The sequence below is a fragment of the Janthinobacterium paucivorans genome (genome assembly GCF_051380805.1).
GTDB classification, from domain to species: domain Bacteria; phylum Pseudomonadota; class Gammaproteobacteria; order Burkholderiales; family Burkholderiaceae_D; genus Janthinobacterium; species Janthinobacterium lividum_D.
On sequence record NZ_JBNYXR010000001.1, the window covers coordinates 81076 to 105923 of the forward strand.

General features: G+C 59.8%; 23 protein-coding genes and 1 tRNA gene. 15 read left to right on the forward strand and 9 right to left on the reverse strand.

The window, feature by feature from the left end:
* Window positions 1-39 precede the first annotated feature (39 nt).
* From ACQ4V8_RS00340 to ACQ4V8_RS00355, 4 genes are all read left to right on the forward strand, one after another.
* Window positions 40-1530, forward strand: a complete 1491-nt coding sequence (locus tag ACQ4V8_RS00340) for an efflux transporter outer membrane subunit (RefSeq protein ID WP_436570719.1) — start codon at window positions 40-42, stop codon at window positions 1528-1530.
* A 141-nt stretch (window positions 1531-1671) separates the two neighbouring features.
* Entirely contained in the window at window positions 1672-3405 is a 1734-nt protein-coding gene (locus ACQ4V8_RS00345; protein ID WP_436570720.1) for a dipeptidyl-peptidase 3 family protein, read from the forward strand.
* 153 nt (window positions 3406-3558) lie between these two features.
* A complete protein-coding gene (locus tag ACQ4V8_RS00350) occupies window positions 3559-4257 on the forward strand; it encodes a hypothetical protein (protein WP_029496620.1) in 699 nt (232 codons plus the stop codon).
* Window positions 4258-4361: 104 nt separating this feature from the next.
* Window positions 4362-5093: a BON domain-containing protein gene (locus ACQ4V8_RS00355; RefSeq protein ID WP_010400945.1), complete on the forward strand. Its 732-nt coding sequence runs from the start codon at window positions 4362-4364 to the stop codon at window positions 5091-5093.
* 145 nt (window positions 5094-5238) lie between these two features.
* Here the strand turns inward: ACQ4V8_RS00355 and ACQ4V8_RS00360 are convergent, their stop codons facing one another.
* The 5 genes from ACQ4V8_RS00360 to ACQ4V8_RS00380 all read right to left on the reverse strand — a co-directional run bounded on the left by ACQ4V8_RS00360 (window position 5239) and on the right by ACQ4V8_RS00380 (window position 11239).
* Window positions 5239-7407: a prolyl oligopeptidase family serine peptidase gene (locus tag ACQ4V8_RS00360; protein WP_436570721.1), complete on the reverse strand. Its 2169-nt coding sequence runs from the start codon at window positions 7405-7407 to the stop codon at window positions 5239-5241.
* Window positions 7408-7763: 356 nt separating this feature from the next.
* Window positions 7764-7839, reverse strand: a tRNA-Lys gene (locus ACQ4V8_RS00365).
* Window positions 7840-7907: 68 nt separating this feature from the next.
* Window positions 7908-9686: a GspE/PulE family protein gene (locus ACQ4V8_RS00370; protein ID WP_436570722.1), complete on the reverse strand. Its 1779-nt coding sequence runs from the start codon at window positions 9684-9686 to the stop codon at window positions 7908-7910.
* Window positions 9687-9723: 37 nt separating this feature from the next.
* Window positions 9724-10512, reverse strand: coding sequence for a class I SAM-dependent methyltransferase (locus ACQ4V8_RS00375; RefSeq protein WP_436570723.1), 789 nt, complete (start codon window positions 10510-10512; stop codon window positions 9724-9726).
* Window positions 10513-10726: 214 nt separating this feature from the next.
* The gene (locus tag ACQ4V8_RS00380) at window positions 10727-11239 is read right to left on the reverse strand and encodes a glycine zipper 2TM domain-containing protein (protein ID WP_436570724.1); all 513 of its coding nucleotides are present in this window, start codon (window positions 11237-11239) and stop codon (window positions 10727-10729) included.
* A 399-nt stretch (window positions 11240-11638) separates the two neighbouring features.
* Between ACQ4V8_RS00380 and ACQ4V8_RS00385 the strand changes: the two genes are divergently transcribed.
* The 5 genes from ACQ4V8_RS00385 to ACQ4V8_RS00405 all read left to right on the forward strand — a co-directional run bounded on the left by ACQ4V8_RS00385 (window position 11639) and on the right by ACQ4V8_RS00405 (window position 16965).
* On the forward strand, window positions 11639-12037 hold the full coding sequence (locus ACQ4V8_RS00385) for a barstar family protein (RefSeq protein WP_196854710.1): 399 nt from the start codon (window positions 11639-11641) through the stop codon (window positions 12035-12037).
* A 156-nt stretch (window positions 12038-12193) separates the two neighbouring features.
* Complete coding sequence (gene purN / locus ACQ4V8_RS00390) at window positions 12194-12802, forward strand: phosphoribosylglycinamide formyltransferase (RefSeq protein ID WP_029496618.1); 609 nt, start codon at window positions 12194-12196, stop codon at window positions 12800-12802.
* Window positions 12803-12823: 21 nt separating this feature from the next.
* Window positions 12824-14143, forward strand: coding sequence for an RsmB/NOP family class I SAM-dependent RNA methyltransferase (locus tag ACQ4V8_RS00395; protein ID WP_010400934.1), 1320 nt, complete (start codon window positions 12824-12826; stop codon window positions 14141-14143).
* Window positions 14144-14265: 122 nt separating this feature from the next.
* Window positions 14266-15624 carry a mechanosensitive ion channel family protein gene (locus tag ACQ4V8_RS00400; RefSeq protein WP_010400932.1) on the forward strand — a complete coding sequence of 453 codons (1359 nt, stop codon included), beginning with the start codon at window positions 14266-14268 and terminating at the stop codon, window positions 15622-15624.
* Between the two features lie 132 nt (window positions 15625-15756).
* The gene (locus ACQ4V8_RS00405; protein ID WP_010400930.1) at window positions 15757-16965 is read left to right on the forward strand and encodes a DesA family fatty acid desaturase; all 1209 of its coding nucleotides are present in this window, start codon (window positions 15757-15759) and stop codon (window positions 16963-16965) included.
* 139 nt (window positions 16966-17104) lie between these two features.
* On the opposite strand, the gene rpmG is transcribed toward ACQ4V8_RS00405, so the two are convergent.
* From rpmG to radC, 3 genes are all read right to left on the reverse strand, one after another.
* Window positions 17105-17272 (reverse strand): 50S ribosomal protein L33, encoded by a 168-nt coding sequence (gene rpmG / locus ACQ4V8_RS00410; protein WP_010400929.1) that lies wholly within the window; start codon window positions 17270-17272, stop codon window positions 17105-17107.
* Window positions 17273-17294: 22 nt separating this feature from the next.
* Window positions 17295-17531 (reverse strand): 50S ribosomal protein L28, encoded by a 237-nt coding sequence (rpmB, locus tag ACQ4V8_RS00415; protein WP_010400928.1) that lies wholly within the window; start codon window positions 17529-17531, stop codon window positions 17295-17297.
* Window positions 17532-17790: 259 nt separating this feature from the next.
* A complete protein-coding gene (gene radC / locus ACQ4V8_RS00420; RefSeq protein WP_010400927.1) occupies window positions 17791-18465 on the reverse strand; it encodes a RadC family protein in 675 nt (224 codons plus the stop codon).
* Between the two features lie 121 nt (window positions 18466-18586).
* Between radC and ACQ4V8_RS00425 the strand changes: the two genes are divergently transcribed.
* The 6 genes from ACQ4V8_RS00425 (at window position 18587) to ACQ4V8_RS00450 (ending at window position 24002) form a co-directional block, all read left to right on the forward strand.
* Window positions 18587-19042 (forward strand): FKBP-type peptidyl-prolyl cis-trans isomerase, encoded by a 456-nt coding sequence (locus tag ACQ4V8_RS00425; RefSeq protein ID WP_010400925.1) that lies wholly within the window; start codon window positions 18587-18589, stop codon window positions 19040-19042.
* 12 nt (window positions 19043-19054) lie between these two features.
* Window positions 19055-20002, forward strand: a complete 948-nt coding sequence (ispH, locus tag ACQ4V8_RS00430; protein WP_010400923.1) for a 4-hydroxy-3-methylbut-2-enyl diphosphate reductase — start codon at window positions 19055-19057, stop codon at window positions 20000-20002.
* 301 nt (window positions 20003-20303) lie between these two features.
* On the forward strand, window positions 20304-21233 hold the full coding sequence (locus ACQ4V8_RS00435) for a branched-chain amino acid ABC transporter permease (protein ID WP_010400921.1): 930 nt from the start codon (window positions 20304-20306) through the stop codon (window positions 21231-21233).
* Between the two features lie 31 nt (window positions 21234-21264).
* The gene (locus ACQ4V8_RS00440; protein WP_029496616.1) at window positions 21265-22482 is read left to right on the forward strand and encodes an ABC transporter permease subunit; all 1218 of its coding nucleotides are present in this window, start codon (window positions 21265-21267) and stop codon (window positions 22480-22482) included.
* Between the two features lie 12 nt (window positions 22483-22494).
* Entirely contained in the window at window positions 22495-23268 is a 774-nt protein-coding gene (locus tag ACQ4V8_RS00445) for an ABC transporter ATP-binding protein (RefSeq protein ID WP_010400919.1), read from the forward strand.
* 11 nt (window positions 23269-23279) lie between these two features.
* Window positions 23280-24002, forward strand: a complete 723-nt coding sequence (locus tag ACQ4V8_RS00450) for an ABC transporter ATP-binding protein (protein ID WP_010400917.1) — start codon at window positions 23280-23282, stop codon at window positions 24000-24002.
* A 123-nt stretch (window positions 24003-24125) separates the two neighbouring features.
* Here ACQ4V8_RS00450 and ACQ4V8_RS00455 read toward each other — a convergent pair whose 3' ends face one another.
* Window positions 24126-24692 (reverse strand): phasin family protein, encoded by a 567-nt coding sequence (locus ACQ4V8_RS00455; protein ID WP_010400915.1) that lies wholly within the window; start codon window positions 24690-24692, stop codon window positions 24126-24128.
* Window positions 24693-24848: the final 156 nt, after the last annotated feature.

Consider the following 24848-nt stretch of genomic DNA (forward strand, 5'->3'; position numbering starts at 1 on the left):
CGCGCACAGCAGCCCCTCAAGAACAAGAAGGTAATCATCATGCAAACCATCATGCAAACAGTATTGACGAAAATCGCGCTGGCCGCTTCCCTTGCCGTGGCGCTGTCCGCCTGCGGTAGCGTGGGCCAGGATTTCACCGCCCCGGCCAATGTGGCCGGCGTTGACAACGGCATTTTCCGCCATGGCGCTGGCGCAGCCGACGCCGCGCAGCTACCCAGGCAGTGGTGGCGCATCTACGGCGACGCCACCCTGGACCGCCTGGAGCAAAGCGCGCTGCAGGACAATCCCGGCGTGAAGGCGGCCGGCCAGCGCCTGCTGCAGGCGCTGGCGCAAAGCGGTACGGCGCGCGCCAACCAGAGCCCGAGCGTCAACGTCAGCACGGGCATCTCGAATTCGCGCACCTCGGCCAACACCTCGCAGGGCCTGGCTCTGGGCAAGCGCTCCATCAGCGGCAATAATTTTTCCGTGGGCGGCTCGCTGTCGTATGAAGTCGACTTGCTCGGTCGCGTGAAACGCATGGTCGAAGCGGCTGACTCGCAGGCGCTGGCGGCGCAGGCAGAGCGCGACGGGGTGCTGCTGATGCTGTCGGCGCAAGTGGCCAGCAATTACTGGCAGCTGCGCGGGCTGGATGCGGAAATGGCCATCCTGAACGGCGCGCTCGACACCCGCCGCGAGTCGGCACAGCTGGTCGAAGCACGCTTCAATGCGGGCCTGACGAATGAGCTGGACCTGGCGCGAACGACAGTCGAACTGTCGAACGCGCAAGCCGACCTGCATGAAGTCCAGCGTCAGCGCCAGCAACTGGAAAACAGCCTGGCCACCCTGACGGGCAAACCGCCGTCGGCGCTGCAATTGCCGCTGGCCGCCGAGCCTTCCAGCTTGCCACTGCCGCCCGCCATTCCGGTCGGTTTGCCGGCCAGCCTGCTGGCGCATCGCCCGGACCTGGTCTCCAGCGTGGCGAACCTGCGCGCGGCGAATGCGCAAGTAGGCGTGGCCGAAGGCGCGTTTTACCCATCGCTGCAATTGACGGGCAATTTCGGCTATGCATCCGAAAAACTGCGCGACCTGGCGCAAGGCGGTTCGCGTCAGTTCAGTTTCGGCCCGCTGGCACTGTCCCTGCCCATCTTCGACGCTGGCCGCAACCAATCCAACCTGGATCTGTCCAAGGCGCGCTATGCGGAAGCCGTGGCGAATCACGAAAGCAAGCTGCTGACGGCCTTGCGCGAGGTCGAAGACGCTTTATCCGACGTGCAGCAGCGCCAGTTGCAGGGCGATGCCCAGGCTTTGTCGCAGGCCGCCGCCGCGCGTGCCTACCTGGTGGCGCGCACGCGCTATGAGCGCGGCATCTCGACTTATCTGGACGTCACCGACGCCCAGCGCAGCTCGCTGGCAGCGGACCGCGCCGCCGTGCAGATCAAAACCCAGCGCCTGCTGGCCAGTGTCGCCGTAGCCCGTTCCCTGGGCGCCGGTTGGCAGCCGGATGGCGAGTTGGCGAAGCTGGCGTCTGCGCCAGCGGCGAAGGCCAATTAAGGACGCCGTCGACGTTACCGGGTTGGCTAAGCTCATGGTCGTGCCTTGCGGGCAGGTCGATTACAATCGCAGGCTGAGCAAGAAAGCGGTAGCGCGCCAGTCGCGCCGGCCGCTTCTGCGAAAAATCTAACCGAGACTGCCATGAAAAAACTCTTGATTCCCCTGTTGATGGCTGCCGCCGTCGGCAGCGCCTGCGCCGCCACGCCAGTCGCCGCACCAGTAACCCCGGCCACGGCGCAACAACTGACAGCCATGAGCGCCCGTTATGCGCCCGTTGCGCTGAGCGCCGATATCACGCACCTGTCCCTCGGCGACCGCCGGGCCATCGCCAAACTGGTCGAAGCAGCCAAGCTGGTTGACGTGCTGCAACTGCGCCAGCGCTGGTCCGGTAATGAAGCGCTGTGGGCCGCCTTGAAGAAGGATAAATCGGCCCTGGGCCAGGCGCGCCTCAACTATTTCTGGATCAACAAGGGACCGTGGTCGGTGCTCGACGCGCACGCCACGTTCATGCCGGCCAGCTATGCGGGCATCGCCATTCCCGCGCACAAGCCGGAAGCGGGCAATTTCTATCCGCCGGGCGCCACCAAGGCCAGCCTTGAAACGTGGATGAATGGCTTGTCGGCGGATGACAAGCAGCAGGCGCAATGGTTCTTCACGACGATTCGCGCGGGCAAGGATGGCAAATATCAGACGCTCAAGTATTCGGACGAGTACAAGGTGGAGTTGAAACAACTGGCCAAGCTGCTCGACGAAGCGGCGGCCGCCACGGACAATGCCTCGCTGAAGAAATTCCTTACCCTGCGCGCCAAGGCTTTCCTCGACAACGATTACCTGCCATCCGACTTTGCCTGGATGGACCTCGATTCGCCGGTCGACATCACCATCGGTCCGTACGAAACGTATAACGACGAACTGTTTGGCTACAAGGCCGCGTTCGAAGCGTATGTGAATATCCGTGACCAGGCCGAAACGCAGAAGCTCAATTTCTTCGCCAAGCACATGCAGGAGCTGGAAGACAACCTGCCGCTGGACGCCCGGTACCGCAACCCGAAAGTGGGCGCGCTGGCACCGATGGTGGTCGTCAACCAGGTGTATGGCGCGGGCGACGGCAACATGGCAGTGCAGACAGCCGCCTACAACTTGCCCAACGACGAGCGCATCATCAGCGCGCGCGGTTCCAAGCGCGTGATGCTGAAAAACGTGCAGGAAGCCAAGTTCAAGGCCACTCTAATGCCGATCTCGACACTAGTGCTGACCGCCGACGCGCAGCAGGATGTCGATTTCAATTCCTTTTTCACGCACATTCTTGCGCATGAAATCATGCATGGCCTGGGCCCGCATGCCACCGTCGTCGACGGCAAGCCCTCCACGCCACGCCAGGACTTGAAGGAAGCGTATTCCACCATCGAAGAAGCCAAGGCCGACATTACGGGCCTGTACGCGCTGCGCTACATGATGGACAAAGGACAACTCAACGATACCCTGGGCCAGGGCGAGGCGGCCGAGCGCAAGCTGTACAACACTTTCCTCGCCTCCGGCTTCCGTACCCTGCATTTCGGCCTGACCGATTCGCATGCGCGCGGCATGGCCATCCAGATCAATTACATCCTCGACAAGGGCGGTTTTGTTTCCCTGGGCGATGGCAAATTCGGCGTTGATTTCGGCAAGATCAAGCAAGCCGTGATCGACCTGGACCGTGAATTTTTGAGCATCGAGGCGACCGGGGACTATGCGCGCGCGCAAGCAATGATGAGCAAGTACGTGGTGATACGCCCTGAAGTACAAGTGGCGCTCGACAAGATGAAGGTGGTGCCTAACGATATCCGTCCGCAATTCGTCACCGCCCGCGCACTGCAGCAAGCGACGCAGAAATAGCCCTGAACTCGGCCATGCCGAGGGTGAAAAACCGGTGCTGCTGCACCGGTTTTTTTTCATCTTTATTGAGGGAAAGTTGCCAGTTTTTCCTTGCGGAAATATTTTCATCGCTTACTCTGCAGTGCTCCATCCGCCTTTCTTCCCATCGATCCCATGTCAAAGCCGTTCTTGCTGTCTAGCCTACTCCTTGTTTTGCCGTCCGCCGGGGCTGCCGCCCAGCTCACCGAGCTGGAAAGCCGCTGGCTGCAGGCGGGCCAATCCGTCATCGTGTTTGCACGCGCGCAAGGTTTGCTCATCGATATCATCGTGCAACCGCAGGATGCCCCTGGCGCTGTGCCGCTGGCGCTCGCTTATGCAGCCGGGCGCTGCAAGCTGGTGCTATCGCTGCGCGGCAATGCGCAGGCGCAGGGCGTCTTGCACGATGTATTGCCCGCGCACCATGGCCTGATGATGGAAGCGATGATGGCGCATGAAATCGGCCATTGTCAGCGCTACGCCCAGGGCCACTGGCACGCCTTGCCGCACGGCTTTGTCGACTCGCCCGCCATGCAGCGGGGCAAGTTGACACCGCTGGCGCAGGAGCTGCGCGAAACGCGCCGTGAAGAGGCCTATGCAGACCTGGTGGCCCTGGCCTGGATGCATGGACGCCATCCTGGGCAGTATCAGCAGGTGCTGTCCTGGATGCGCGGCGTGCGCTCCAGCGGCGACAGTGCGGGCGGCGGTGTCGGCAGTTCCCACGCCACGCAGGCATGGCTGGCGCTGGCCGATGGCGCGACTGCCTTTGATGGTGCCGCTTCACCATTTGAACAGGCGCAACTAGTGTGGCGGGAGGGCTTGAGCGGCGACAAATAGACGCTGATTTTTGCGCGCATGGCTGCTCAGTGTGTGCTGTCGCACGGAGCTTTATGCGCGGCAGGGGTCTAATCTGGGTAGCAACTAACCAGAGAGGAATCATCATGCACAAAATGATCGCACTCATGCTGGCCGCCAGTGCCAGCGCCCTGCTTGCCGCCACGCCTGCCCATGCGCAGGATGGCGCTTACAAGCGTTTGATGGACCAGGCGTCGACCGACTACAAACAGGCCAAGGCCGCCTGTGATGCCCGCAGCGGCAACGCGAAAAAAGTTTGCGTGGAAGAAGCCAAGGTGGCGCGCAGCAAGGCCGATGCGGATGCGGTGGCGCAATACCGCAACACGCCGCGTGAGCTGGGCAAGGCGCGCAAGGATATCGCCAATGCCGAGTATGACTTGGCCAAGGCCAAGTGCGGCGAGCGCTCCGGCGCCGACAAGACAGCGTGCATGAACGATGCCAAGGCATCGAAAACGGCCGCGCTGGCCGACGCCAACATGGGTGCCAGGGCCGGCACCCATATGGCACAAAATCCGCCTGCCATGATGAAGGAAAACTGCGACGCCATGGATGCGCCAGCCAAGGTCGCCTGCATGACGCGCAATGCCGCTGGCAGTACCAAGGTAGCCGTGGAAGACTCCGTCATTACGACCAAGATCAAGGCGGACCTGGTCAAGGACAATGACTTGAAAGCGCTCGATGTTCACGTGGAAACGATGAATGGCGTCGTCATGCTCAGCGGCTTCGTGCCTTCCCAGACGCAGGTGAAAAAAGCCGCCGACCTGGCCCGTGGCGTGGAAGGTGTCACGGATGTCAAGAATGACTTGAAGGTGAAGTAAGCGAGGCGGCGTCAGTCGCAGCAGCAAAGGCTTTGCCTACATGAAAAAAGCCAGGTCTGCGCATGCGCATACCTGGCTTTTGTGTTTTGCCTTGCCGGCGCTTGCGCTGCGCTGCCAGCAAGGACGCCCGCTCGTGTGTCCTTGCTTATTTCAGATACTTCGCCAGCCAGCCCTCGACTTCGCTGTAGAAGAAGCGGCTGTTTTCGCCCTTCAAAATCCAGTGGTTTTCATCCGGGAAGACCAGCAGTTTTGCCGGCACGTTCAGGCGCTGTTGCACGGCAAAGTTCATCAGCGCATTGTTGGCCGGCACGCGATAGTCGAGCTCGCCCACGGTGATCAGGATGGGGGTGGTAAATCCCGTACCTTTCTCGTGATTGCCCGCTTGCATGATTGGACTTTGATCGCGCCATACGGGCAGGTTCGACCAGACGGGGCCGCCTGCATTGGTTTCACGGCCGAAACCGCCATCGCTGGTGCCCCACTGCATGATCAAGTCCATTTCGCCCGCGTGCGAGACGATGGCCTTGTAGCGCGTGCTGGTCGCTTGCAGCCAGTTGGCCAGGTGGCCGCCATAGCTGGCGCCGCCAGCGGCCAGTTTCGTGCCGTCGATAAACGGGTATTTCTTGATCGCTTCATCCACACCCTGGTTGACTTCATCGCCCGGCCCCTTCAATGGGTCGAACTGGATCGAGCGCGCAAATTGCTCGCCATAGCCGGTGGAACCCTTGTAGTCGGTCAGCAGCACCACATAGCCTGGTTTGGCCAGCAAGTGATAGTTCCAGCGCAGTACGAACTGGTCGCGCCACATGCTGGCCGCGCCGCCGTGGATGACGGTAAACAGCGGGTATTTCTTGTTGGGGTCAAAGTTGGCGGGCTTGACGAGCATGTTGTGGATCTGGCGGCCATCGGCCGTGGTGAACCAGAAGTGCTCGGGCGCCTGCCAGTCGATTTTATTCGCCTTGTCCGTGTTGAAGGCCGTCAGGCGTTTCGGTTGCTTGCCATTGAAGGCGTAGATTTCCGGCGGGTTGATGCTCGACTCCCACACGCCCACCAGGGCCTTGCCACCACTGCTCAGCGAATTGATGCTACCGGTCGGCAAGGATGGTTCTTCGCGCACCTCGCCGCCCCTGGCGTCGATCGAGTACAGCTTTTCCAGGCCCGCATGTTCATAGCTGAAGATGACGCGCTTGCCGCCTTCGGGCAGCACGAAGCGCGAAATCGACCGGTCCAGCTTGGCGCTCAAGATTGTCGGCGCAGGGTTGCTCATCGGCCAGGCGAAGCTGGCCAGGCGTTTCACGTCATATACTTTGCCCGCTGTTTGCGCGTCGCTGAGGGCGAACAGGGTCTTGCCGTCGGCGGAAAATTTCAGCGAGCTGTAGCTATGCTTATCCTGCGTCAGGCGCTGCGCTTCACCGCCGGCCACGGGCAGCAGATACAGTTGGGCAAGCACGGTTTCGCGCTGCGCCGCATCGTGGTTGGTGGCCGCATTGAAGACGACGGCCTGGCCATCGGGCGTCCATACGGCGTCCAGCGATTGTCCCTCATCGCCCTGGCTGCCGCCAAAGCCCGGCAGGGTGACCAGTTGCGTGCCCGACAGGATGTCGCGCGCTGAGTTCTCGCCTTTGGCGTCAGGCTGCGCATCGACGATGAACAGCCGCACTTGCTTGTCGGTCAGCCATTTATCGAAATGGCGGGGCGCCGTTGTTTCATACGCACGGGCGCTGTATTTGCGCTCCTTGCGCTCTTTGGCGCTTTGCTTGACGTCGCGTTCCGACTTGTTGCCTGGATAAATATCGCTGACAAACAGCAATTGTTTGCCATCCGGGCTCCACTTTGGCATGCGCGCACCGAGGGTGAGCGAGCTCAGGCGCTGCGCTTCGCCGCCAGCGGCCACGTCGAGGCGATAAATCTGTCCCGCCTCATCGCCATCGCGCTTGGCGACAAACACCAGTTGGCGGCTGTCCGGCGACCATGCCACGGCGCTTTCGCCGCTTTTGGAATAGGTCAGGCGGCGCGCGGCGCTGTCGTCAGTCAGTGACTTGATCCACAGATCCGACCATTGTTCCTTGCTATCGTAGGCGCTGTCAACGACGGAAAACACGGCCCATCGCCCATCCGGGCTGGCGACGGGGGCGCCGACTCTTTTCATCAGCCACACGTCTTCATGCGTGATGGCGTGCTTGGCATTGGTTTGCGTGGCGGCAACTGGCGATGCCGGCGTGGCATCGGCGGCGTGGATGGGCGTTGCCAGCGAGGCGCAGGTGGCGGCGATCAGCAGGGCCGTTAGGGAGTGGCGAAGACGGGGTGAGGTCATGGGCGTGGTCCGGGAAGTGAAAAAAGTACAGCGGACAACATTATTGCCCATGGCTTCCAGTACTGCCAAGGCGGGCGCCCAAGTAGGCATGCTGCATCGACGCGGTGCCGGCCAGCATGTCGACGGCGCAAGTGGCGGCGCATAAGGAACACAAGGGCAGGAACACAAGGGTAGGAACACAACGGCAGGAACTCAAGGCCATGGGTGGCGAGCTGATGACAAAGCCGGTCCAGACATGCGCGGCTGCGGTGGGCAAGGGCGGCCTCGGCGCTGCCCAGCGCCTGCTGCCGCTGGCAGGGTCGCGCAAATGAAAAAAGCCCCTCCGTGGGGAGGGGCTTTTTAGTACTGCGCATTCGTGGTAGGCCGTGCGGGATTCGAACCTGCGACCAACGGATTAAAAGTCCGCTGCTCTACCAGCTGAGCTAACGACCCGAAAGAGGCCGCATTATATATCAGTTGAAAAAGAATGCAAAGCATTCCTGCGAGAAAGTGCGGGTCTGCTAAGGCAGCGCTGCCGTGAGCTTGAGCACTTCATCAATGCTGGTCGTGCCATCGACGATTTTGCGCGCGCCGGCGATGCGCAGCGGCGTCATGCCGTCGACGATGCTTTGACGGCGTAGCGCGTGCAGGTCGGCACCGGCCCTGACCAGCTGGCCGAACGTTTCCGTCACGCTCAGCAGTTCATAAATGCCGGCCCGCCCTAGGTAGCCGCTGTGCCGGCACAGGGTGCAGCCGACCGGGCGGTATATGGCCTGGGGGCGTTCCAGCTGTCCGCCCGTCAGGCGCTGCCATGGCGCGGCATCGGGGGCGGCGTCCGGCTGTTTGCAGCCAGGGCATAGGCAGCGCAGCAGCCGTTGCGCCAGCACGCCGACCAGGCACGCTTCGAGCAGATAGGCGGGCAAGCCCAGTTCCAGCAAGCGCGTGACGGCCGAGGGCGCGTCGTTGGTGTGCAGGGTAGACAGCACCAGGTGGCCCGTCAGGGCAGCTTGCATGGCCATTTCGGCCGTGGCCAGGTCGCGGATCTCGCCCACCATGATGATGTCGGGATCTTGTCGCATCAGCGCCCGCACGCCATCGGCAAACGATAGTTCGATGCCGGCCTGGGTTTGTACCTGCATCTGGTTGAAGGCCGGCTCGACCATTTCTATCGGGTCTTCCACCGTGCATACATTAACTTCGCTGCTGGCCAGCGCCTTCAAGGTGCTGTACAGGGTGCTGGTCTTGCCCGAGCCTGTGGGCCCTGTCACCAGCACGATGCCGTGCGTGCGCGTCGTCAGCTGGCGCCAGCGTTCGGCATCTGCGGGCGGAAAGCCCAGCTCGAACAGGCTCTTGACGGCGACTTCCGGGTCGAAGATGCGCATGACGAGTTTTTCGCCGAAGGCCGTGGGCAAGGTCGACAGGCGCAGTTCGATTTCCTGGCCCTGCGCATTGCGCGTCTTGATGCGGCCATCTTGCGGGCGGCGCTTTTCCACCACGTCCATGCGCCCCAGCAACTTGATGCGCGCCGTCATGGCCAGCAGTACCACGGGCGGCAGCTGGTAGGCCTGGTGCAGCCGGCCATCGATGCGCAGGCGCACGAAGCCAGTGTCGCGCTTTGGTTCCAAATGGATGTCGGAGGCGCGTTGGGCAAACGCGTATTGCCACAGCCAGTCGACGATGCGCACGACATGCTGGTCGTTGGCGTCGAGGCTGTTCTTGTTGCGCCCCAGCTCCACCAGTTGCTCGACATTCTGGCGCAGCGTCAAGTCTTGCGTGGACGCTTGCCGGGCCACCTTGACGGAACTGGCCAGGCTGAAAAATTGCGCGATAGCATCGGCGATGTGCAGCGGGTTGGCGATAACCAGGCTCAGCTTGCGTGGCGCCAGCTTGCCCAGTTGCGCTTGCCAAGCGAGGGCGTAGGGCTGGGCCGTGGCGATGACGATACGTTCCCGCGTGCTTTCTACGGGCAGGATGTTGAAGCGGGCCGCATAGCTGGCCGTCATGACGTCGGCCACCTGGCTGAAGTCGATACTCAGGGGATCGATGCGCATATACGGCAAGCCGGCGCGCTGCGCCAGCCACGCGCACAGGGTGTCGAGCGTCAGCCCAGCATGGGCGATGTTGCACAGTGGATGCAAGGGCGGTGCTGGCAGCAGGGCGGCTTGGGCGCCGATGGCGGCCGCTTGCGCCGCATCGAGCAAGCCGTCCTCTTGCAGCCAGGTCAGCAGTTGCGGTAGTTCCAGCGGTACAGCCGGAGCAGGGGGCAGAGGAGCAGGGGGCAGAGGAACGGAGTCTGGCATGGCCGGCGCCTTTTCGGGCTGCCGGCCTTGCCGGCGGTTACAGGGTGCTGACGATGCCCTTGACCCAGGTCTTGGCGGGCAGTTTGGTTTCGGCGACGATCTGTTTGGCCCGTTCCAGCAGGGCCGCTTGCGCTTCGGTATCGAGCGCCACTTTCGTCTTGAAGGCGATCGCCACTACGTTCCCATCATGCACTTCCGGCAGGCAGATCACCTGTGCAAACGCAAACTTCATCGCCTTGATGTTCTTGGCGTAGCTGGGGTGGTCGCCAAACAGGTTGACCGTCATGATGCCGTGCGGCGCCAGGCAGGCGCAGCAGGCGGTATAGAAATCGGCGCTATCGAGCACGGGGCCGCGCGCCGTGGCGTCGTACAGGTCCACTTGCAGTGCATCCAGGGTGCCGTGTTTGGTGTCGTCGTTGACGTAGTCGAGCGCATCCATCTCGCGCACGTGCAGGCGCTCGTCGTTGGGCGGCAGTTTGAACATCGAGGCGCAGATGCCGACGACGGACGGGTTCAGTTCAATCGCTTCGACTTGCGCCTGCGGGAACTGGCGGTAGCAAAACTTGGTCAGTGCCCCCGTGCCCAGGCCCAGCTGGGCAAGGCGCTGTGGTTGCTCTATCCACAGCATCCACGCCATCATCTGCTGCGCGTATTCGAGCTCTGGCCAGTCCGGCTTGCGGATGCGCATGGCGCCTTGCACCCATTCCGTGCCGAAATGCAAATAGCGCACGCCATCCATTTCGGATAGGGTGACAGGGGCATAGCGGGGCTTGCGCGCGGGGCGCGACGATTCGACTTGTTCGATGGATTTTCGTTTGATGAGCATAAGGCGGCCTGAAAGTGAGCCGCATTATAGCGTGCCATAAAAAATGCCGACCCTTAGGGATCGGCATTTTAATCATGAGTAACAACGCCTGACAGAAGCGTCGCGTGCGGAAGGAAGAGGTGGCCGAGAAGCGCGACCGTACTCTGTACGGGGGCGCCGAGCCGGTGAGCATCGCAGGCCGCCTATGCCGACGCGCAGCAGCTTATGTCAGGCCTTACTGTTGAGCGGGCTCGATGGAGATGCGCAAGCGGATCCGTTCGCCCGGATCGTAGGACATGATGCTCGTGTAGTTGCGACCGCGGTAGTCGTAGGTGACCTGGTAGCCATTGTTGCGCGATTCCCAGTGGTCGACCTGGCGGCATTGCTTGATGGCTTGTTCCTGTACCCCGCCCTGGTAGTTGTTTTGGTTGTCGACGCGGTCACCGACGACGGCGCCGGCAATCGCGCCAGCGGCTGCGGCGGCCGTGCGGCCATTGCCGCCGCCGACCTGGCTACCGAGCAGGGCACCGGCGATACCGCCGACGATGGAGCCGCCAGCACTGCGCTGCTGCTGCGGTGCCTGTACTTGCACGTATTCCGTACGGCATTCCTGGCGTGGACGATTGATCTGTTCCACTTGCGGCACAACGCGTACGACTCTGGCAAAATCTTCAAAGTCGGCAGCCTGAGCGAGTGGCAATGCGCCGATACAAAGGGCGGACATCATCAATTTGGCTTGCAAGTTCATTTGTAACCTCATTATGGAGAGAATCTTTCAGGGTATTTTTTATAACTTGAGACTATAGTAGTCGCGCTAGCACTAGACAAGTGTTTTGCGTGGCAACAAAATGTAACAGCCCAAGTCCCTTGCCCCACAGTCTGTAACATGCACTTTCAAACGATACAAGATGTTGGGTGACTTGAAACCAGCGGTTTGTAACAAATCTTGCGTTTGACATCACATTCGGGTTGATTCATGCAGGACAACACGTTACCCTAATACGCGTATGGCTTATATAAAATCGCACTGAATCGCATAAAAGTTGAGACAGATCGAATCACCGCGTGCGTATTGACCCGCGTGCGGGGATGCAATAAGAAGAGCAGCTAGAAAAATCCATACATAACAGGTCGATTTGAGGGAAAAATGAGTTTGTTACTAACCGTGCCGCCCAACCTTGTCCAGTCCATCCGCGCCTTTCGCGTGACCGAGTTACAAGACGAGGCAAGCCGTCTCGGGCAGCACTTTTTATATGCGCATTGCAACGCTGGGCAGACCAAACAACAAGTCATCGGCATGATTGCAGAAGCATTCCTGTTTCCGAAAAACCTGGCGAAGAATTTTGATGCCCTGCGCCTGTGCCTGACGGACACCATGCACAAGGCCGGCACGCAAACGGGCTTTCTGGTGGTGCTCGAGCAATTGCCAAATACACAAAAATTTGATAAAGAAGCGCGCGAGATCCTGCTCGACGTGTTCCGCGACGCGGCCGACTATTGGGCCGAGAAGAAAGTCCCGTTCCGCGTCTTCTATTCGTTCGAGTAAATACTTACTCTTGCCGTAGCGCCGAAAAATCGGCCTCTCGCGCAGATCACAGTCGGCCATGCCAGTCGGCTGAGGCGCGCCGGCGCTTATGTTGCGGCGCAACAATAATACCGGCCTTTCTAGATTCGCATCGCCATAGCAGGTACAATGCGCGCTATGAAAAATATCGTTATCCTCATTTCTGGACGCGGCAGCAACATGCAAGCGGTCGTCCGCGCGGCGCAAGCCGAGCAATGGCCAGCGCGTATTGTCGCCGTCATCAGTAACCGGGCCGACGCCGAGGGACTGGTTTTTGCCGCAGAACATGGGATAGCGACGGCAGTCGTTGCCAACAAGGATTATGCCAGCCGCGAGCAGTTCGATGCGGCGCTGCAAGCCGTGATCGACGGCTACTCCCCCGACCTGGTCGTGCTGGCCGGTTTCATGCGCATCCTGACGCCGCCTTTCGTCGAGCATTATGCGGGGCGCATGCTCAATATCCACCCGTCGCTGCTGCCGCTGTTCCCGGGCATGGCGACGCACCGCCAGGCGCTCGAGGCGGGCGTGACGGAACACGGCGCGACCGTGCATTTCGTGACTGCCGAGCTCGATCACGGCCCGGCCGTGGCGAGCGCGGTGGTGCCAGTCTTGCCAGACGACACAGAAGACAGCTTATCGGCGCGCGTGCTGGTACAGGAACATTTGCTTTACCCGCGCGCCATTCGCCTGTTCATTGACGATAAACTGTCAGTCGAGCATGGCCAGGTCCGCGTGGGCCCTCAATAAAATATTACAGGAAAAATAACAATGAGATTGCCACCAGCGATACTCGCCAATGCTGAAGAAGTATTGCGCGAAATTTTACGTTTCACGGCCCCGGCCGACACCACCCTGTCGCGCTATTTCCGTGACCATCCGCGCCTCGGTTCGCGCGAACGCGGCGCCATCGCCGAAGGCATTTATGCCGTCCTGCGCAACAAATCGTTCTTTACCGATTTCGCCGAAGCGGGCAGTGGCCCGACCATGCGCCGCCTGACCATCCTCGGCCTGGCCGAAGCGGTGGGCGCCGACTCCTTGGGCGGCCTGACGGAAGAAGAAGTCGAATGGCTGGAACGCATTACGCAGATCGACCGTAGCCTGATGCCGTCGAACATGCGTGCCAACATGCCGACCTGGCTGTTCGACAAGCTGATCGCCCAGTTCGGCGAAGCGGAGACCATGAAGCTGGCCGATGCACTGAACGCACCGGCGCCGCTGGACTTGCGCGTCAACTCGCTCAAGGCGACGCGCGAGGACGTGATGCTGGCGCTGGCCGAAGCACCTATCCTCAGCACGCCAACGCCATATGCGCCGCTGGGTTTGCGCGTGATCAAGAAGCCTTCGCTGCAAAACATGCCATTGTTCCAAAGCGGCGCGATCGAAGTGCAAGATGAAGGCAGCCAGATCCTGTCGCAGATCGTCGGCGCCAAGCGCGGCGAGATGGTGGTCGATTTCTGTGCCGGCGCGGGCGGCAAGACCCTGGCGCTGGGTGCGCTGATGCGCAATACGGGTCGTTTGTATGCGTTCGACGTGTCGGAAAAGCGCTTGGCCAAGCTGAAGCCGCGCATGGCCCGCAGCGGCCTGTCGAACGTGCATCCGGTGCAGATCGCGCATGAGCGCGATGCCAAGATCAAGCGCCTGGCGGGCAAGATCGACCGCGTGCTGGTCGATGCCCCGTGCAGTGGCTTGGGCACCCTGCGTCGCAATCCTGACGTGAAATGGCGCCAGCAGCCGAACTCCATCGTCGAACTGCAAGCCAAGCAGGCAGCCATCCTGGCCGGCGCGGCGCGCCTGGTCAAGGGCGGCGGCCGCCTGGTGTACGCCACCTGCAGCTTCCTGAACGAAGAAAACGATTTTATCGCCGAGCAATTCCTGGCCGCCCATCCGGACTTCACCCTGGTGCCGATGAGCAAGGTACTGGCTGAACAGAAGATCGAACTGGAAATGGGCGACTACCTGAAATTGTTGCCACATCTGCACCAGACCGACGGCTTCTTCGCCGCCGTGTTCGAGCGCAAAGTCATGCCGAAAAAAGTCTACGCCGATGAAAAGCCGGCCGACGACGTTGATGCTGAGCAAGCCGAGTAAGCTTGTCACGGGCGGCCGCTGCACCCTGCAGTGGCCGCTTCAATGCCGTCAGCCCGCCTGGCGGCATGGGTTCTATGCCCATCCGTACCACTTCTGTGTTCCCCTTCCGGATCTCCTGCGCCATGAATGAAACCCCGCTGCTCAACCTGATCACTGATTTTGTCAACGATTTCCGTCAGCCAGCCATCTTGTGGCAGGCCTTGCTCATCGTCGCTTGCCTGGCACTGAGCTGGTTGCTGGTGCGGCAATTGCGCGCATTCCTGCACCAGCGGGCGCAAGCGGCTGCCGTCCCGTCTACGCCGGAAACCTTGCAGCGCACGGACAGTTTCATTCGCATCCTGACGCCTTTGCTGGCGGCCATGTTGCTGGGCATCGCGCAACATTTCCTGGCCAAGTTCCAGTCGGTGAATCTGCTCAGTATCGCCATTCCCCTGTGTACATCGATGGCGCTGGTGCGTCTCGGTTTTTATGTGCTGCGCCGCATTTTTGCCCATCATGGCGATATCAGCCCCACCATGTTGTTGCTGGAAAAGGTATTTACCGTGGTGGTGTGGGCCGGCATGGCCCTGTATATCACCGGCCTGTGGCCCGATCTGCATGCGTTCCTGGAAAGCATTTTCGTGCCGCTGGGACGCAACAAGGTATCCGTGGCTGCCATCTTGCAAGCCGCTATTTCGGTGGCCGTGCTGCTGGTGCTGGCCATGTGGGCTGGCACTTCGCTCGACGAGCACCTGATGAAAATGCAGGGCCTGCACACTTCCTTGCGCGTGGTGCTGTCGCGCATGGGGCGCGCCGTGCTGATCCTCGTTTCCGTGCTGGTCAGCTTGTCGCTGGTGGGCATCGACTTGACGGTGCTGTCGGTGTTTGGTGGCGCCTTTGGCGTGGCGCTGGGTTTTGGCTTGCAAAAGATCGCCGCGAACTTTGTGTCCGGTTTCATCATCTTGCTCGACCGCAGTCTGACCATCGGCGACATGATCACAGTCGGTCAATTTACGGGCAAGGTGACGCAGATCAATACGCGCTATACTGTCTTGCTAGGTGGTGATGGCGTGGAATCGATCGTGCCCAATGAAATGCTAATTTCCGGCGGCGTGCAGAACATGTCGCTGAGCAACCGCATGGTTTGGCTGTCGACGGCCGTGTCGCTGGGCTATGAAACCGATCTTGATGTCATCTTCCCTTTGCTGGAAGCGGCCACTGCCAAGGTGCCGCGTGTGTCGCAAAGCAATCCGCCATCGGCCACTCTCGTGCGTTTCGGTGCCGACGGTCTCGATGTGCAAATTGGCTTCTGGATCGCGGATCCGGAAAACGGCACGGGCGGCGTGAAGTCGAATGTGAATCGCGCCATTTGGCGCACCTTGCAGGAACATAAGGTCACTGTGCCGTTTCCGCAACGCGAATTGCGTATTGTTGGTACGCCTCCTGTCCCGCTCACGGGCGCGGCAGGCGGTGAGTCTGCGTCATCCGGCGCCCAGCCCTGACCTTGCTGTCTGCCTTCGATTTGCCTGATAGTTCCCATTAGGGCGTACAATCACGCCTAAAATTAACGCTGCCGGACCTCCGGAGTCACTGGAGCGACCGAGCGCATGCCCTGTCCACTTGGAGTAGCAGTAATGACATTGAGTTCCGTTTTACACGACGTTTTACAGTTCATGGCAACTGGCATTACCGATTTGTCCGCATGGCAAGTTTTCCTGTACACCATGGTCGTTACGCACATCACCATCGCCAGCGTGACGATTTACCTGCACCGCCACCAGGCCCACCGGGCGCTGGAATTGCACGCTATTCCCAGCCACTTCTTCCGTTTCTGGCTGTGGTTGACGACCGGTCAGGTCACCAAGGAATGGGCGGCCATCCACCGCAAGCACCATGCCAAGTGCGACACGGAAGAAGATCCGCACAGCCCCGTGACGCGCGGCATCAAGAAAGTGTTCTGGGAAGGCGCCGAGCTGTACCGCGCTGAATCGAAGAACATGGAAACCATGGCCAAGTATGGTCACGGCACGCCGACGGACTGGATCGAACGCAACCTCTACACGAAATACAGCTGGTTGGGCGTGGTAGCGCTGTTGCTTATCAATTTCGTGTTGTTCGGCGTGATCGGCATTTCTGTGTGGGCCGTGCAAATGATGTGGATACCTATCACGGCAGCGGGCATCATCAACGGCATCGGCCATTATTGGGGCTACCGCAACTACGATTGCGCCGACGCGGCCACCAACATCATTCCATTTGGCATCCTGATCGGTGGCGAAGAGTTGCACAACAACCACCATACCTATGCTACGTCGGCCAAGCTGTCGTCGAAGTGGTATGAAATCGATATCGGCTGGGCCTATATCCGCGCACTCGAAATGCTCGGCCTGGCGAAGGTGAAAAAGCTGGCGCCGGAACCGAAGTTCTCGCACGGCAAGCTGGAAGCGGACTTCGAGACCTTGCAATCGGTCATCGCCAACCGCTATGACGTGATGGCCAAGTATGCGAAATCGATCAAGCATGCATGGAAGGAAGAGCTGGAACACCTGAAACACAAGGCCGAACTGGAAAAGCGCTTCCTGAAATCGTCGCGCAAGCTGATGCAGCGCGAACCGGGCAAGCTGGCCGATGCGCATCACGCACAGCTGTCGGAATTGTTCCAGCATAGCAAGGCGCTGGAAACCATGCACCAGATGCGTGTGGAGCTGGGCGCGATCTGGGAGCGTTCGCACTTTACGCGTGAGCAATTGCTGCAAAAGCTGCAAGACTGGTGCGCACGTGCCGAAGCGTCGGGTATCCAATCGCTGCAAGAGTTTTCCTTGCGCCTGCGCAGCTATGCCTGATTAGCCTGTTACGCCATATCAAGGCCCTCGATTCCAGGGCCTTTTTTTTATCCAGGCAAAGTGTGCAGCCGCCGGCCCGAAATCCGGGCGAAAAAAAACCGCTCATCGGAGCGGCTCTTTCTGCAGAACACAATATCAATTACTTGATTTTGGTTTCTTTGTACGTTACGTGCTTGCGTGCTTTAGGATCAAATTTCATGATCTCCATTTTCGCTGGCGTCGTACGCTTGTTTTTGGTGGTCGTGTAGAAGTGACCCGTACCGGCGGTCGATTCTAACTTGATTTTGTCGCGGCCTGATTTTGCCATGATAGCTCCCTTATTCTGCTAATTAGACTTTTTCGCCACGAGCGCGCATATCGACCAATACGGCGTCGATGCCGACTTTATCGATGACGCGCAGACCGGCGTTGGACAAACGCAGGGAGACCCAGCGGTTTTCAGATTCAACAAAAATACGACGATTCTGCAAGTTAGGCAAAAAACGACGTTTGGTTTTGTTGTTTGCATGGGAAACATTGTTGCCGACCATCGGCTTCTTCCCAGTGACTTGGCAAACACGTGCCATGGCGCACTCCTTAAAGATATTCCAAATTGGAAAAACGAGAGTATATCTAAAATAGGCAGATTTATCAATGACTTGCGAAAAACAATTGTGTCATATGTTGGTGAATAAATTTAACAATTTGGTTTTTCCCCTTTCCCATCGGGAAAAGCACTGGTAAACAGCGCTGTTTGCTGTTAGATAAGCGTCTCGGCGCTGTCACGTATGTCCTTGTTTACACATGGTTAACTGCGACCACGGTGGTGCTGGCCTGCGCGCTTACTTAGATCTGGCCGTGTTCCGCAAACGAATGCACTTGTCGCCCGGCGACGACGAAGTGGTCGAGGACGCGCACGTCCACCAGCGACAAGGCTTGCACCAGCGCGCGCGTCAGCAGTAAATCCGACTCGCTCGGCTCCGGCGTGCCGGACGGGTGGTTGTGGGCCAGCATGACGCTGGCCGCGTTGTGCAGCAGCGCCTGCTTGACCACTTCGCGCGGATACACACTGGTGTGGGTGAGAGTGCCGCGAAACATTTCGCGGCTCGTGATCAGGCGATTCTTGACGTCCAAAAACAACACATGGAACGCTTCATGCGCCAGGTTGCCCAGGGTCAGGCGCAAATAGTCTTTGACGGCGTGCGGCGAACTGAGGGCTTGGCCCGTCTGTAAATCCTCGATGATGGCGCGCCGCGCCAGTTCCATGACCGCCTGCAACTGGGCGAACTTGGCGCTGCCCATGCCATGCACGGCGGAAAAACTCACGAGGCTGGCAGCAAACAGGCCGCGCAGGGAACCGAAGTGCTCCACGGTGTCGCGCGCCAGTTCTACGGCGCTTTTGCCGCGCACCCCGGTGCGCAGGAACACGGCCAGTAATTCCGCATCCGACAGCGACTGCGCGCCATCCTCGATCAAACGTTCGCGTGGCCGCTCGCTGGCCGGCCAGTCCTTGATACCCATGCTGTTCTCCTGTTTGCCGCCGGCGCTGAGCGCCCCATGGCCTTCTTTGACGAAGCCATGGGGCAGGCGCGGCCAGTGTGGCTTACAATATCGCTTTGCATCAGCTACTTGAAAACTCACTATGTCCAACGAGCAACCAGCAATCGTCACCGAAGCGGCTTACCTCACCCTGCATTATCGTCTTGCTACTGTTGACGGTACTGATATTGTCACTACTTTTAGCGCAAATCCTGCGACCTTGATGCTGGGGCAGGGCCAGTTGGCGCCATTCCTCGAGCAGCGCCTGTTGGGCTTGCCTGAAGGTACGCACCAGACGTTTGAGCTGAGCGCCAGCGAAGGCTTTGGCGAGCGCAACCCCGAGCTGGTGCAGTCTGTTTCGCGCGCGACCCTCGACGAAAACTCGGTACCCGGGGCCGACTACAAGATTGGCGACCTGGTCGACTTCGCCGCACCGGGCGGCGGCCGCTTTGCCGGCGTGCTGCGCGAAATGCGCGCGGACTCGGCCCTGTTCGACTTTAATCACCCGCTGGCCGGTCAGCCACTGCGCTTCGAAGTCAAGCTCATTTCAGTGTTGTAAAAAGGAATAGCGATGGATAAAGAACTGTTACTGGCCCAGCCTCGCGGTTTTTGCGCTGGTGTCGACCGGGCGATCGAAATCGTCGAGCGTGCCTTGCAGCAATTTGGTGCACCGATCTATGTGCGCCATGAAATCGTGCATAACGCCTATGTGGTGGCAGACTTGCGCAACAAGGGCGCCATCTTTATTGATGATCTTGATGACGTGCCTGCTGGCAATACGCTGGTGTTTTCCGCCCATGGCGTCTCGAAAGCCGTGCGCGCCGAGGCGGAATCGCGTGGCCTGAGTATTTTTGACGCGACTTGCCCGCTGGTCACGAAGGTGCACATGGAAGTGGGCAAGATGCGCCGCGAAGGGCGCGAGATCATCATGATCGGCCACGATGGCCATCCCGAGGTGGAAGGCACGATGGGCCAGGCCGAGATGGGCATGCATCTGGTGGAAACGCTCGACGATGTGGCCGCTTTGCAGGTCGCCAATCCCGATAGCCTGGCCTATGTTTCTCAAACAACGTTGTCAGTTGACGACACTAGCGACATTATCGCGGCCTTGAAAGCGAAATATCCGAATATCGCCGAGCCGAAAAAGGGCGACATCTGCTACGCCACCACCAACCGCCAGGAGGCCGTGAAATTCATGGCCCCGCAAGTGGAAGTGGTGATCGTCGTGGGCAGCCCGAACAGCTCGAATTCGAACCGTCTGCGCGAAGTGGCCGAGAAGATGGGTACGCCTGCCTACATGGTCGATAATGCCTCGCAGATTGATCCCGCCTGGCTGGAAGGCAAGCTGCGCGTGGGGGTGACGGCCGGTGCCTCGGCGCCCGAGGTGCTGGTGCAAGCCGTCATCGAGCGCTTGAAAGCGTGCGGCGTGAAGAGCGTGCGCCCGCTCGATGGCGTGCAGGAAGCGGTCACCTTCCCGATGCCGAAAGGCCTCGACGGCATCAAGCGCGACGTCGCTTGATGGCATGCGGCGATTGAGTATCGATGAGGAGCCACCTCAAAACAAAATTTAATTTGGAAATGAATAATTTATTCCAATTTTAGTTTTCACAAAACATCGTTATTATTGGTTCAAGCTTGAAGATGTTGTCGTTATGACTCAGTAAGGTCGCGCCCGTTTTGGGTGCGTGCACCATGCTGGTGAGAACGGTCCAAGGATGGCACTGCGGGAATTGTTCCTCCGGTGCCGTTTTTGTATCAGCCTCACATGTTCTGGCGGAAGTTGTTCCCGAAAAATGCATATTTGATAGGGCAATCTGACCATGGATACATTCATCCAGCAAATCATTAACGGCCTGGTGCTGGGCAGCATGTATGCCTTGATCGCTCTCGGTTATACGATGGTGTATGGCGTTCTGAACCTGATCAACTTCGCCCACGGCGACGTGCTCATGATAGGCGCCATGGTGGGCTTGAGCATCCTCAAGCTGCTGGGCATTTATGTGCCGGACTGGCCCGGCTACTTGAAACTGGCCACCGCCATCCTCGGCGCCATCCCCGCCTGTATTCTGGTCAACATCATCATCGAGCGGGTCGCCTACCGCCGCCTGCGCAATGCTCCCCGCCTTGCCCCCCTGATTACCGCCATCGGCGTCTCCATCCTGCTGCAAACCTTCGCCATGATGATCTGGACGCGTAATCCCTTGCCCTTCCCGCAATTGCTGTCGACCGACCCTATCAATGTGGGCGGCGCCGTGATTTCGCAAACGCAAGTACTGCTGTTGGCCCTGGCTGCCCTGTCGATGGGCGCATTGGTGTTGCTGGTGGAAAAAACAAAAATGGGCCGCGCCATGCGCGCCACGGCGGAAAACCCTCGCGTGGCGGGCCTCATGGGCGTCGATTCCGACAAGGTCATCGTGGCCACCTTTGCCATTGGCGCCGCGCTGGCGGCCGTGGCAGGTGTGATGTGGGGCGCCAACTATGCATCCATTCAATTTTCCATGGGCGCCATCCCCGGCTTGAAAGCCTTTTGCGCGGCCGTGCTGGGCGGCATCGGCAATATCTATGGCGCCATGCTGGGCGGCATCCTGCTGGGCCTCATCGAGAGCCTCGGTGCCGGCTATATCGCCTATTTCACCGGTGGTTTCCTCGGCAGCCACTACCAGGATATCTTTGCTTTCGTCGTGCTGATCATCGTGCTGACCCTGCGTCCGTCCGGCATCATGGGCGAGCGCGTGGCCGACCGCGCCTGACGTCATCCATAAAAACAAGGAGTTGAGCACCATGGCACTACTCGATTTTGACGCCAAGAACAATCCCGCCAAAGCCTACGCCGGCATGCTGGGCCTGGCCGCGCTGCTGATGGTGTTCCCCTTTTTTGCCGCGCAGTTCGGCAACTCGTGGGTGCGCATCATCGACATGGCCTTGCTGTACATCATGCTGGCGCTGGGCCTGAACATCGTGGTCGGCTTTGCCGGCTTGCTCGATCTCGGCTATATCGCCTTCTACGCCGTGGGCGCTTACCTGACGGCCTTGTTGGCGTCGCCGCAGTTTGCCATCTTGCTCGAATCGGTGGTGAATCAGTATCCGCTGCTGGGTGCAACCCTGGTGCAACTGATGGGACCGGAAATCCGCGAAAACGGCCTTCATCTGTCGATCTGGTTCATCGTGCCGCTGGCCGCCTTTGTTGCTGGCCTGTGCGGTGCGCTGCTGGGCGCACCGACGCTGAAACTGCGTGGCGACTACCTGGCCATCGTAACCTTGGGCTTTGGCGAAATCATCCGCATCTTCATGAACAATTTGAACGATCCGATTAATTTTACGAACGGCCCGCAAGGCATCAATTTGATCGATCCCATCCGCATCTTTGGCGTCAACCTGGCGGGGGAGGCCGGCACCAACAGCACCGTCGTGGTGGGCGGCTTTTCCATGCCGTCCGTGAATGCGTATTACTTTTTGTTCCTCTTCCTGTGCATCGGCATCGTGTTCGTCACCAAGCGCCTGCAGCATTCGCGCCTGGGCCGCGCCTGGGTGGCCATCCGCGAAGATGAGATCGCCGCCAAAGCCATGGGCATCAACACGCGCAATGTCAAATTGCTGGCCTTTTCCATGGGCGCTTCGTTTGGCGGCGTGGCCGGTGCCATGTTTGCCTCGTTCCAGGGCTTTGTCTCGCCGGAATCGTTCTCGCTGACGGAATCGATCGCCGTGCTGGCCATGGTGGTGCTGGGCGGCATCGGGCATATTCCTGGCGTGATCCTCGGCGGCGTGATCCTTGCCTCGATACCCGAAGTGCTGCGCCACGTGGTGGAACCGGCCCAGCAGGCGCTGTTCGGCCATGTGGTGATCGAGGCGGAAGTGCTGCGCCAGTTGTTGTACGGCCTGGCCATGGTCTTGATCATGCTCAATCGTCCCGCCGGACTGTGGCCATCGCCCAAGCACGAAGACCGGCCCGACCATGATGTGGACCAGCCGAACAAATCCACCGGCATCGTGTCCGCATAAGGGAGGGGTAGCATGAGCCAACAGATCATTCTCGACATCGCCGGCGTCAACAAGCGTTTCGGCGGCTTGCAAGCGTTGACGGACGTGGGCATTACCATTCGGCAAGGTCAGATCTATGGCTTGATCGGCCCCAACGGTGCCGGCAAGACCACCTTCTTCAATGTCATCACCGGCCTTTACCAGCCCGACACGGGCACCTTCAAGCTCGCTGGCAAGCCGTATTCGCCATCGGCGCCGCACAAGGTGGCCAAGGCGGGTATCGCGCGCACCTTCCAGAACATCCGCCTGTTTGGCGACATGACGGCGCTGGAAAATGTCATGGTGGGGTGCCATGTGCGCTCGCACCAGGGCGTGTTCGGCGCCATCTTCCGCCACAAGGCAGCGCGCGAGGAAGAGGCTGCCATCCGCAAGCGCTCCATGGCATTGCTCGATTTCGTCGGTATCGCCCAGTTTGCCAAGCGCACGGCGCGCTTCTTATCATATGGCGACCAGCGGCGCCTGGAAATTGCCCGCGCGCTGGCCACCGACCCGACCCTGCTGGCTCTCGATGAGCCGGCGGCCGGCATGAATGCGACGGAAAAGCTGGCCCTGCGCGAATTGCTGGTGAAAATCAAGGCCGAAGGCAAGACCGTGCTGTTGATCGAGCACGACGTGAAACTGATGATGGGACTGTGCGACCGCATCACGGTGCTCGAGTATGGCAAGCGCATCGCCGAAGGCTTGCCGGCCGAAATACAACAAAACCCGGCCGTTATCGAGGCTTATCTGGGGGGATCGCACGCATGACGCACAATGGATTGAACCACAACGTCCTCAAGGTCGCCGGCCTGCACGTGGCCTACGGCGGTATCAAGGCGGTGAAAGGCATCGACCTGGAAGTGAACCAGGGAGAGCTGATCGCCCTGATCGGCGCGAACGGCGCCGGCAAGACGACGACCTTGAAAGCCATCACGGGCACTTTGCCCGAATGCAAGATCGAAGGCACGATCAGCTACCTGGGCGCGTCGCTCAAGGGCACGAAATCGTTTCATCTGGTAGAAAAAAAGCTGGCCATGGTGCCGGAAGGGCGGGGCGTGTTTACCCGCATGTCGATACGCGAAAACCTCATGATGGGGGCCTACACGCGCACCGACAAGGCGGGCGTCGAGCATGACATTGCCAGGTGGTTCGATGTGTTTCCGCGTCTGAAGGAGAGGGCGGCGCAGATGGCCGGCACGCTGTCGGGCGGCGAGCAGCAGATGCTGGCCATGGCGCGCGCGTTGATGAGCCATCCGAAGCTGCTGCTGCTTGACGAACCATCGATGGGCCTGTCGCCCATCATGGTCGAGAAGATTTTCGAGGTGATCCGCAAGGTGTCGTCCGAAGGCATCACGATCTTGCTGGTCGAACAGAATGCCCGCCTGGCCCTGCAGGCGGCGCACCGCGGCTATGTGATGGATTCGGGCTTGCTCACCATGGGCGGCAACGCCGCTGCCATGCTCGACGACCCGCGCGTGAAAGCGGCGTATCTGGGGGAGTAGCGCACCATAAAAAATGCCCCAGCTGGGCTGGGGCATAATGGCATCCGTCGGTGAAGTGCGCGATGGCTGCCTGGAGGAGCTGGTAACTGCTCACAGCGGACCGCCGCAGCGGTCGTGCAATAATTACTTGGCAGCCGTGCGCGGCACGACTTTTTCAGCCGCTTGCGTGAACTGGTTCACGGCCGATGTCAGGTTCGCTTCGATAGTTTCGACGGCTTGCTTGCTGGTTTTCGAGAATTGCTCGTAGCCTGCATTGGCATTGCCGATCGCGCTTTTCAAGATGGCGACGGCGTTTTCCGAACCGGCTGGCGCGTTCTTGGTCACTTCTTCCACCAGCGACAGAACTTTGCGGTTGGTTTCAGCGATTTGCGATTCAGCAGCTTTGCTGAACTCGGCTTGCGTGCCGGAGGTGATGGCTGCCAGGTGACGGCCGTAAGCGATGGCTTTTTCGGCGCTAGGCTGGGCTTGAGCAGTGCTCAGCGAGAAAAATTCTTGTGGATCTTTTGCCGACAGCAATTGCTTGGCGGCGGCGGTCGATTCTTCCAGCGTTGCCTTGGCAGCGGTCAGGTTCAGTTCGACGATCTTTTCGATGCCTTCGAAGGCTTTGCCCGTCAGCGACGAGAACAGGGCGAATTGGGCTTCCAGGTTGGCTTTGGTAGCGGACGAAAATTGCTCAGGAATTGAAAACATATAAATCTCCAAAAATCGAAATCTGGTTAATTTGATGCTGCGTGTACCGTTTGGGAAAGCAGGTGAATCTAAATTTTTCAAGCTGAACAAGAATTGTGCAACGCAACAAACCCTATTCTACGGCGAAAAAAAACGAAGTCAAGCGATTCTTGTGCG

Excerpts from the sequence above, each read along its gene's own strand:
- ACQ4V8_RS00340 (WP_436570719.1), top strand. The coding sequence starts at position 40 with ATGCAAACCATCATGCAAACAGTATTGACGAAAATCGCGCTGGCCGCT.
- ACQ4V8_RS00345 (WP_436570720.1), top strand. The coding sequence starts at position 1,672 with ATGAAAAAACTCTTGATTCCCCTGTTGATGGCTGCCGCCGTCGGCAGC.
- ACQ4V8_RS00350 (WP_029496620.1), top strand. The coding sequence starts at position 3,559 with ATGTCAAAGCCGTTCTTGCTGTCTAGCCTACTCCTTGTTTTGCCGTCC.
- ACQ4V8_RS00355 (WP_010400945.1), top strand. The coding sequence starts at position 4,362 with ATGCACAAAATGATCGCACTCATGCTGGCCGCCAGTGCCAGCGCCCTG.
- ACQ4V8_RS00360 (WP_436570721.1), bottom strand. The coding sequence starts at position 7,407 with ATGACCTCACCCCGTCTTCGCCACTCCCTAACGGCCCTGCTGATCGCC.
- ACQ4V8_RS00370 (WP_436570722.1), bottom strand. The coding sequence starts at position 9,686 with ATGCCAGACTCCGTTCCTCTGCCCCCTGCTCCTCTGCCCCCTGCTCCG.
- ACQ4V8_RS00375 (WP_436570723.1), bottom strand. The coding sequence starts at position 10,512 with ATGCTCATCAAACGAAAATCCATCGAACAAGTCGAATCGTCGCGCCCC.
- ACQ4V8_RS00380 (WP_436570724.1), bottom strand. The coding sequence starts at position 11,239 with ATGAACTTGCAAGCCAAATTGATGATGTCCGCCCTTTGTATCGGCGCA.
- ACQ4V8_RS00385 (WP_196854710.1), top strand. The coding sequence starts at position 11,639 with ATGAGTTTGTTACTAACCGTGCCGCCCAACCTTGTCCAGTCCATCCGC.
- purN (WP_029496618.1), top strand. The coding sequence starts at position 12,194 with ATGAAAAATATCGTTATCCTCATTTCTGGACGCGGCAGCAACATGCAA.
- ACQ4V8_RS00395 (WP_010400934.1), top strand. The coding sequence starts at position 12,824 with ATGAGATTGCCACCAGCGATACTCGCCAATGCTGAAGAAGTATTGCGC.
- ACQ4V8_RS00400 (WP_010400932.1), top strand. The coding sequence starts at position 14,266 with ATGAATGAAACCCCGCTGCTCAACCTGATCACTGATTTTGTCAACGAT.
- ACQ4V8_RS00405 (WP_010400930.1), top strand. The coding sequence starts at position 15,757 with ATGACATTGAGTTCCGTTTTACACGACGTTTTACAGTTCATGGCAACT.
- rpmG (WP_010400929.1), bottom strand. The coding sequence starts at position 17,272 with ATGGCAAAATCAGGCCGCGACAAAATCAAGTTAGAATCGACCGCCGGT.
- rpmB (WP_010400928.1), bottom strand. The coding sequence starts at position 17,531 with ATGGCACGTGTTTGCCAAGTCACTGGGAAGAAGCCGATGGTCGGCAAC.
- radC (WP_010400927.1), bottom strand. The coding sequence starts at position 18,465 with ATGGGTATCAAGGACTGGCCGGCCAGCGAGCGGCCACGCGAACGTTTG.
- ACQ4V8_RS00425 (WP_010400925.1), top strand. The coding sequence starts at position 18,587 with ATGTCCAACGAGCAACCAGCAATCGTCACCGAAGCGGCTTACCTCACC.
- ispH (WP_010400923.1), top strand. The coding sequence starts at position 19,055 with ATGGATAAAGAACTGTTACTGGCCCAGCCTCGCGGTTTTTGCGCTGGT.
- ACQ4V8_RS00435 (WP_010400921.1), top strand. The coding sequence starts at position 20,304 with ATGGATACATTCATCCAGCAAATCATTAACGGCCTGGTGCTGGGCAGC.
- ACQ4V8_RS00440 (WP_029496616.1), top strand. The coding sequence starts at position 21,265 with ATGGCACTACTCGATTTTGACGCCAAGAACAATCCCGCCAAAGCCTAC.
- ACQ4V8_RS00445 (WP_010400919.1), top strand. The coding sequence starts at position 22,495 with ATGAGCCAACAGATCATTCTCGACATCGCCGGCGTCAACAAGCGTTTC.
- ACQ4V8_RS00455 (WP_010400915.1), bottom strand. The coding sequence starts at position 24,692 with ATGTTTTCAATTCCTGAGCAATTTTCGTCCGCTACCAAAGCCAACCTG.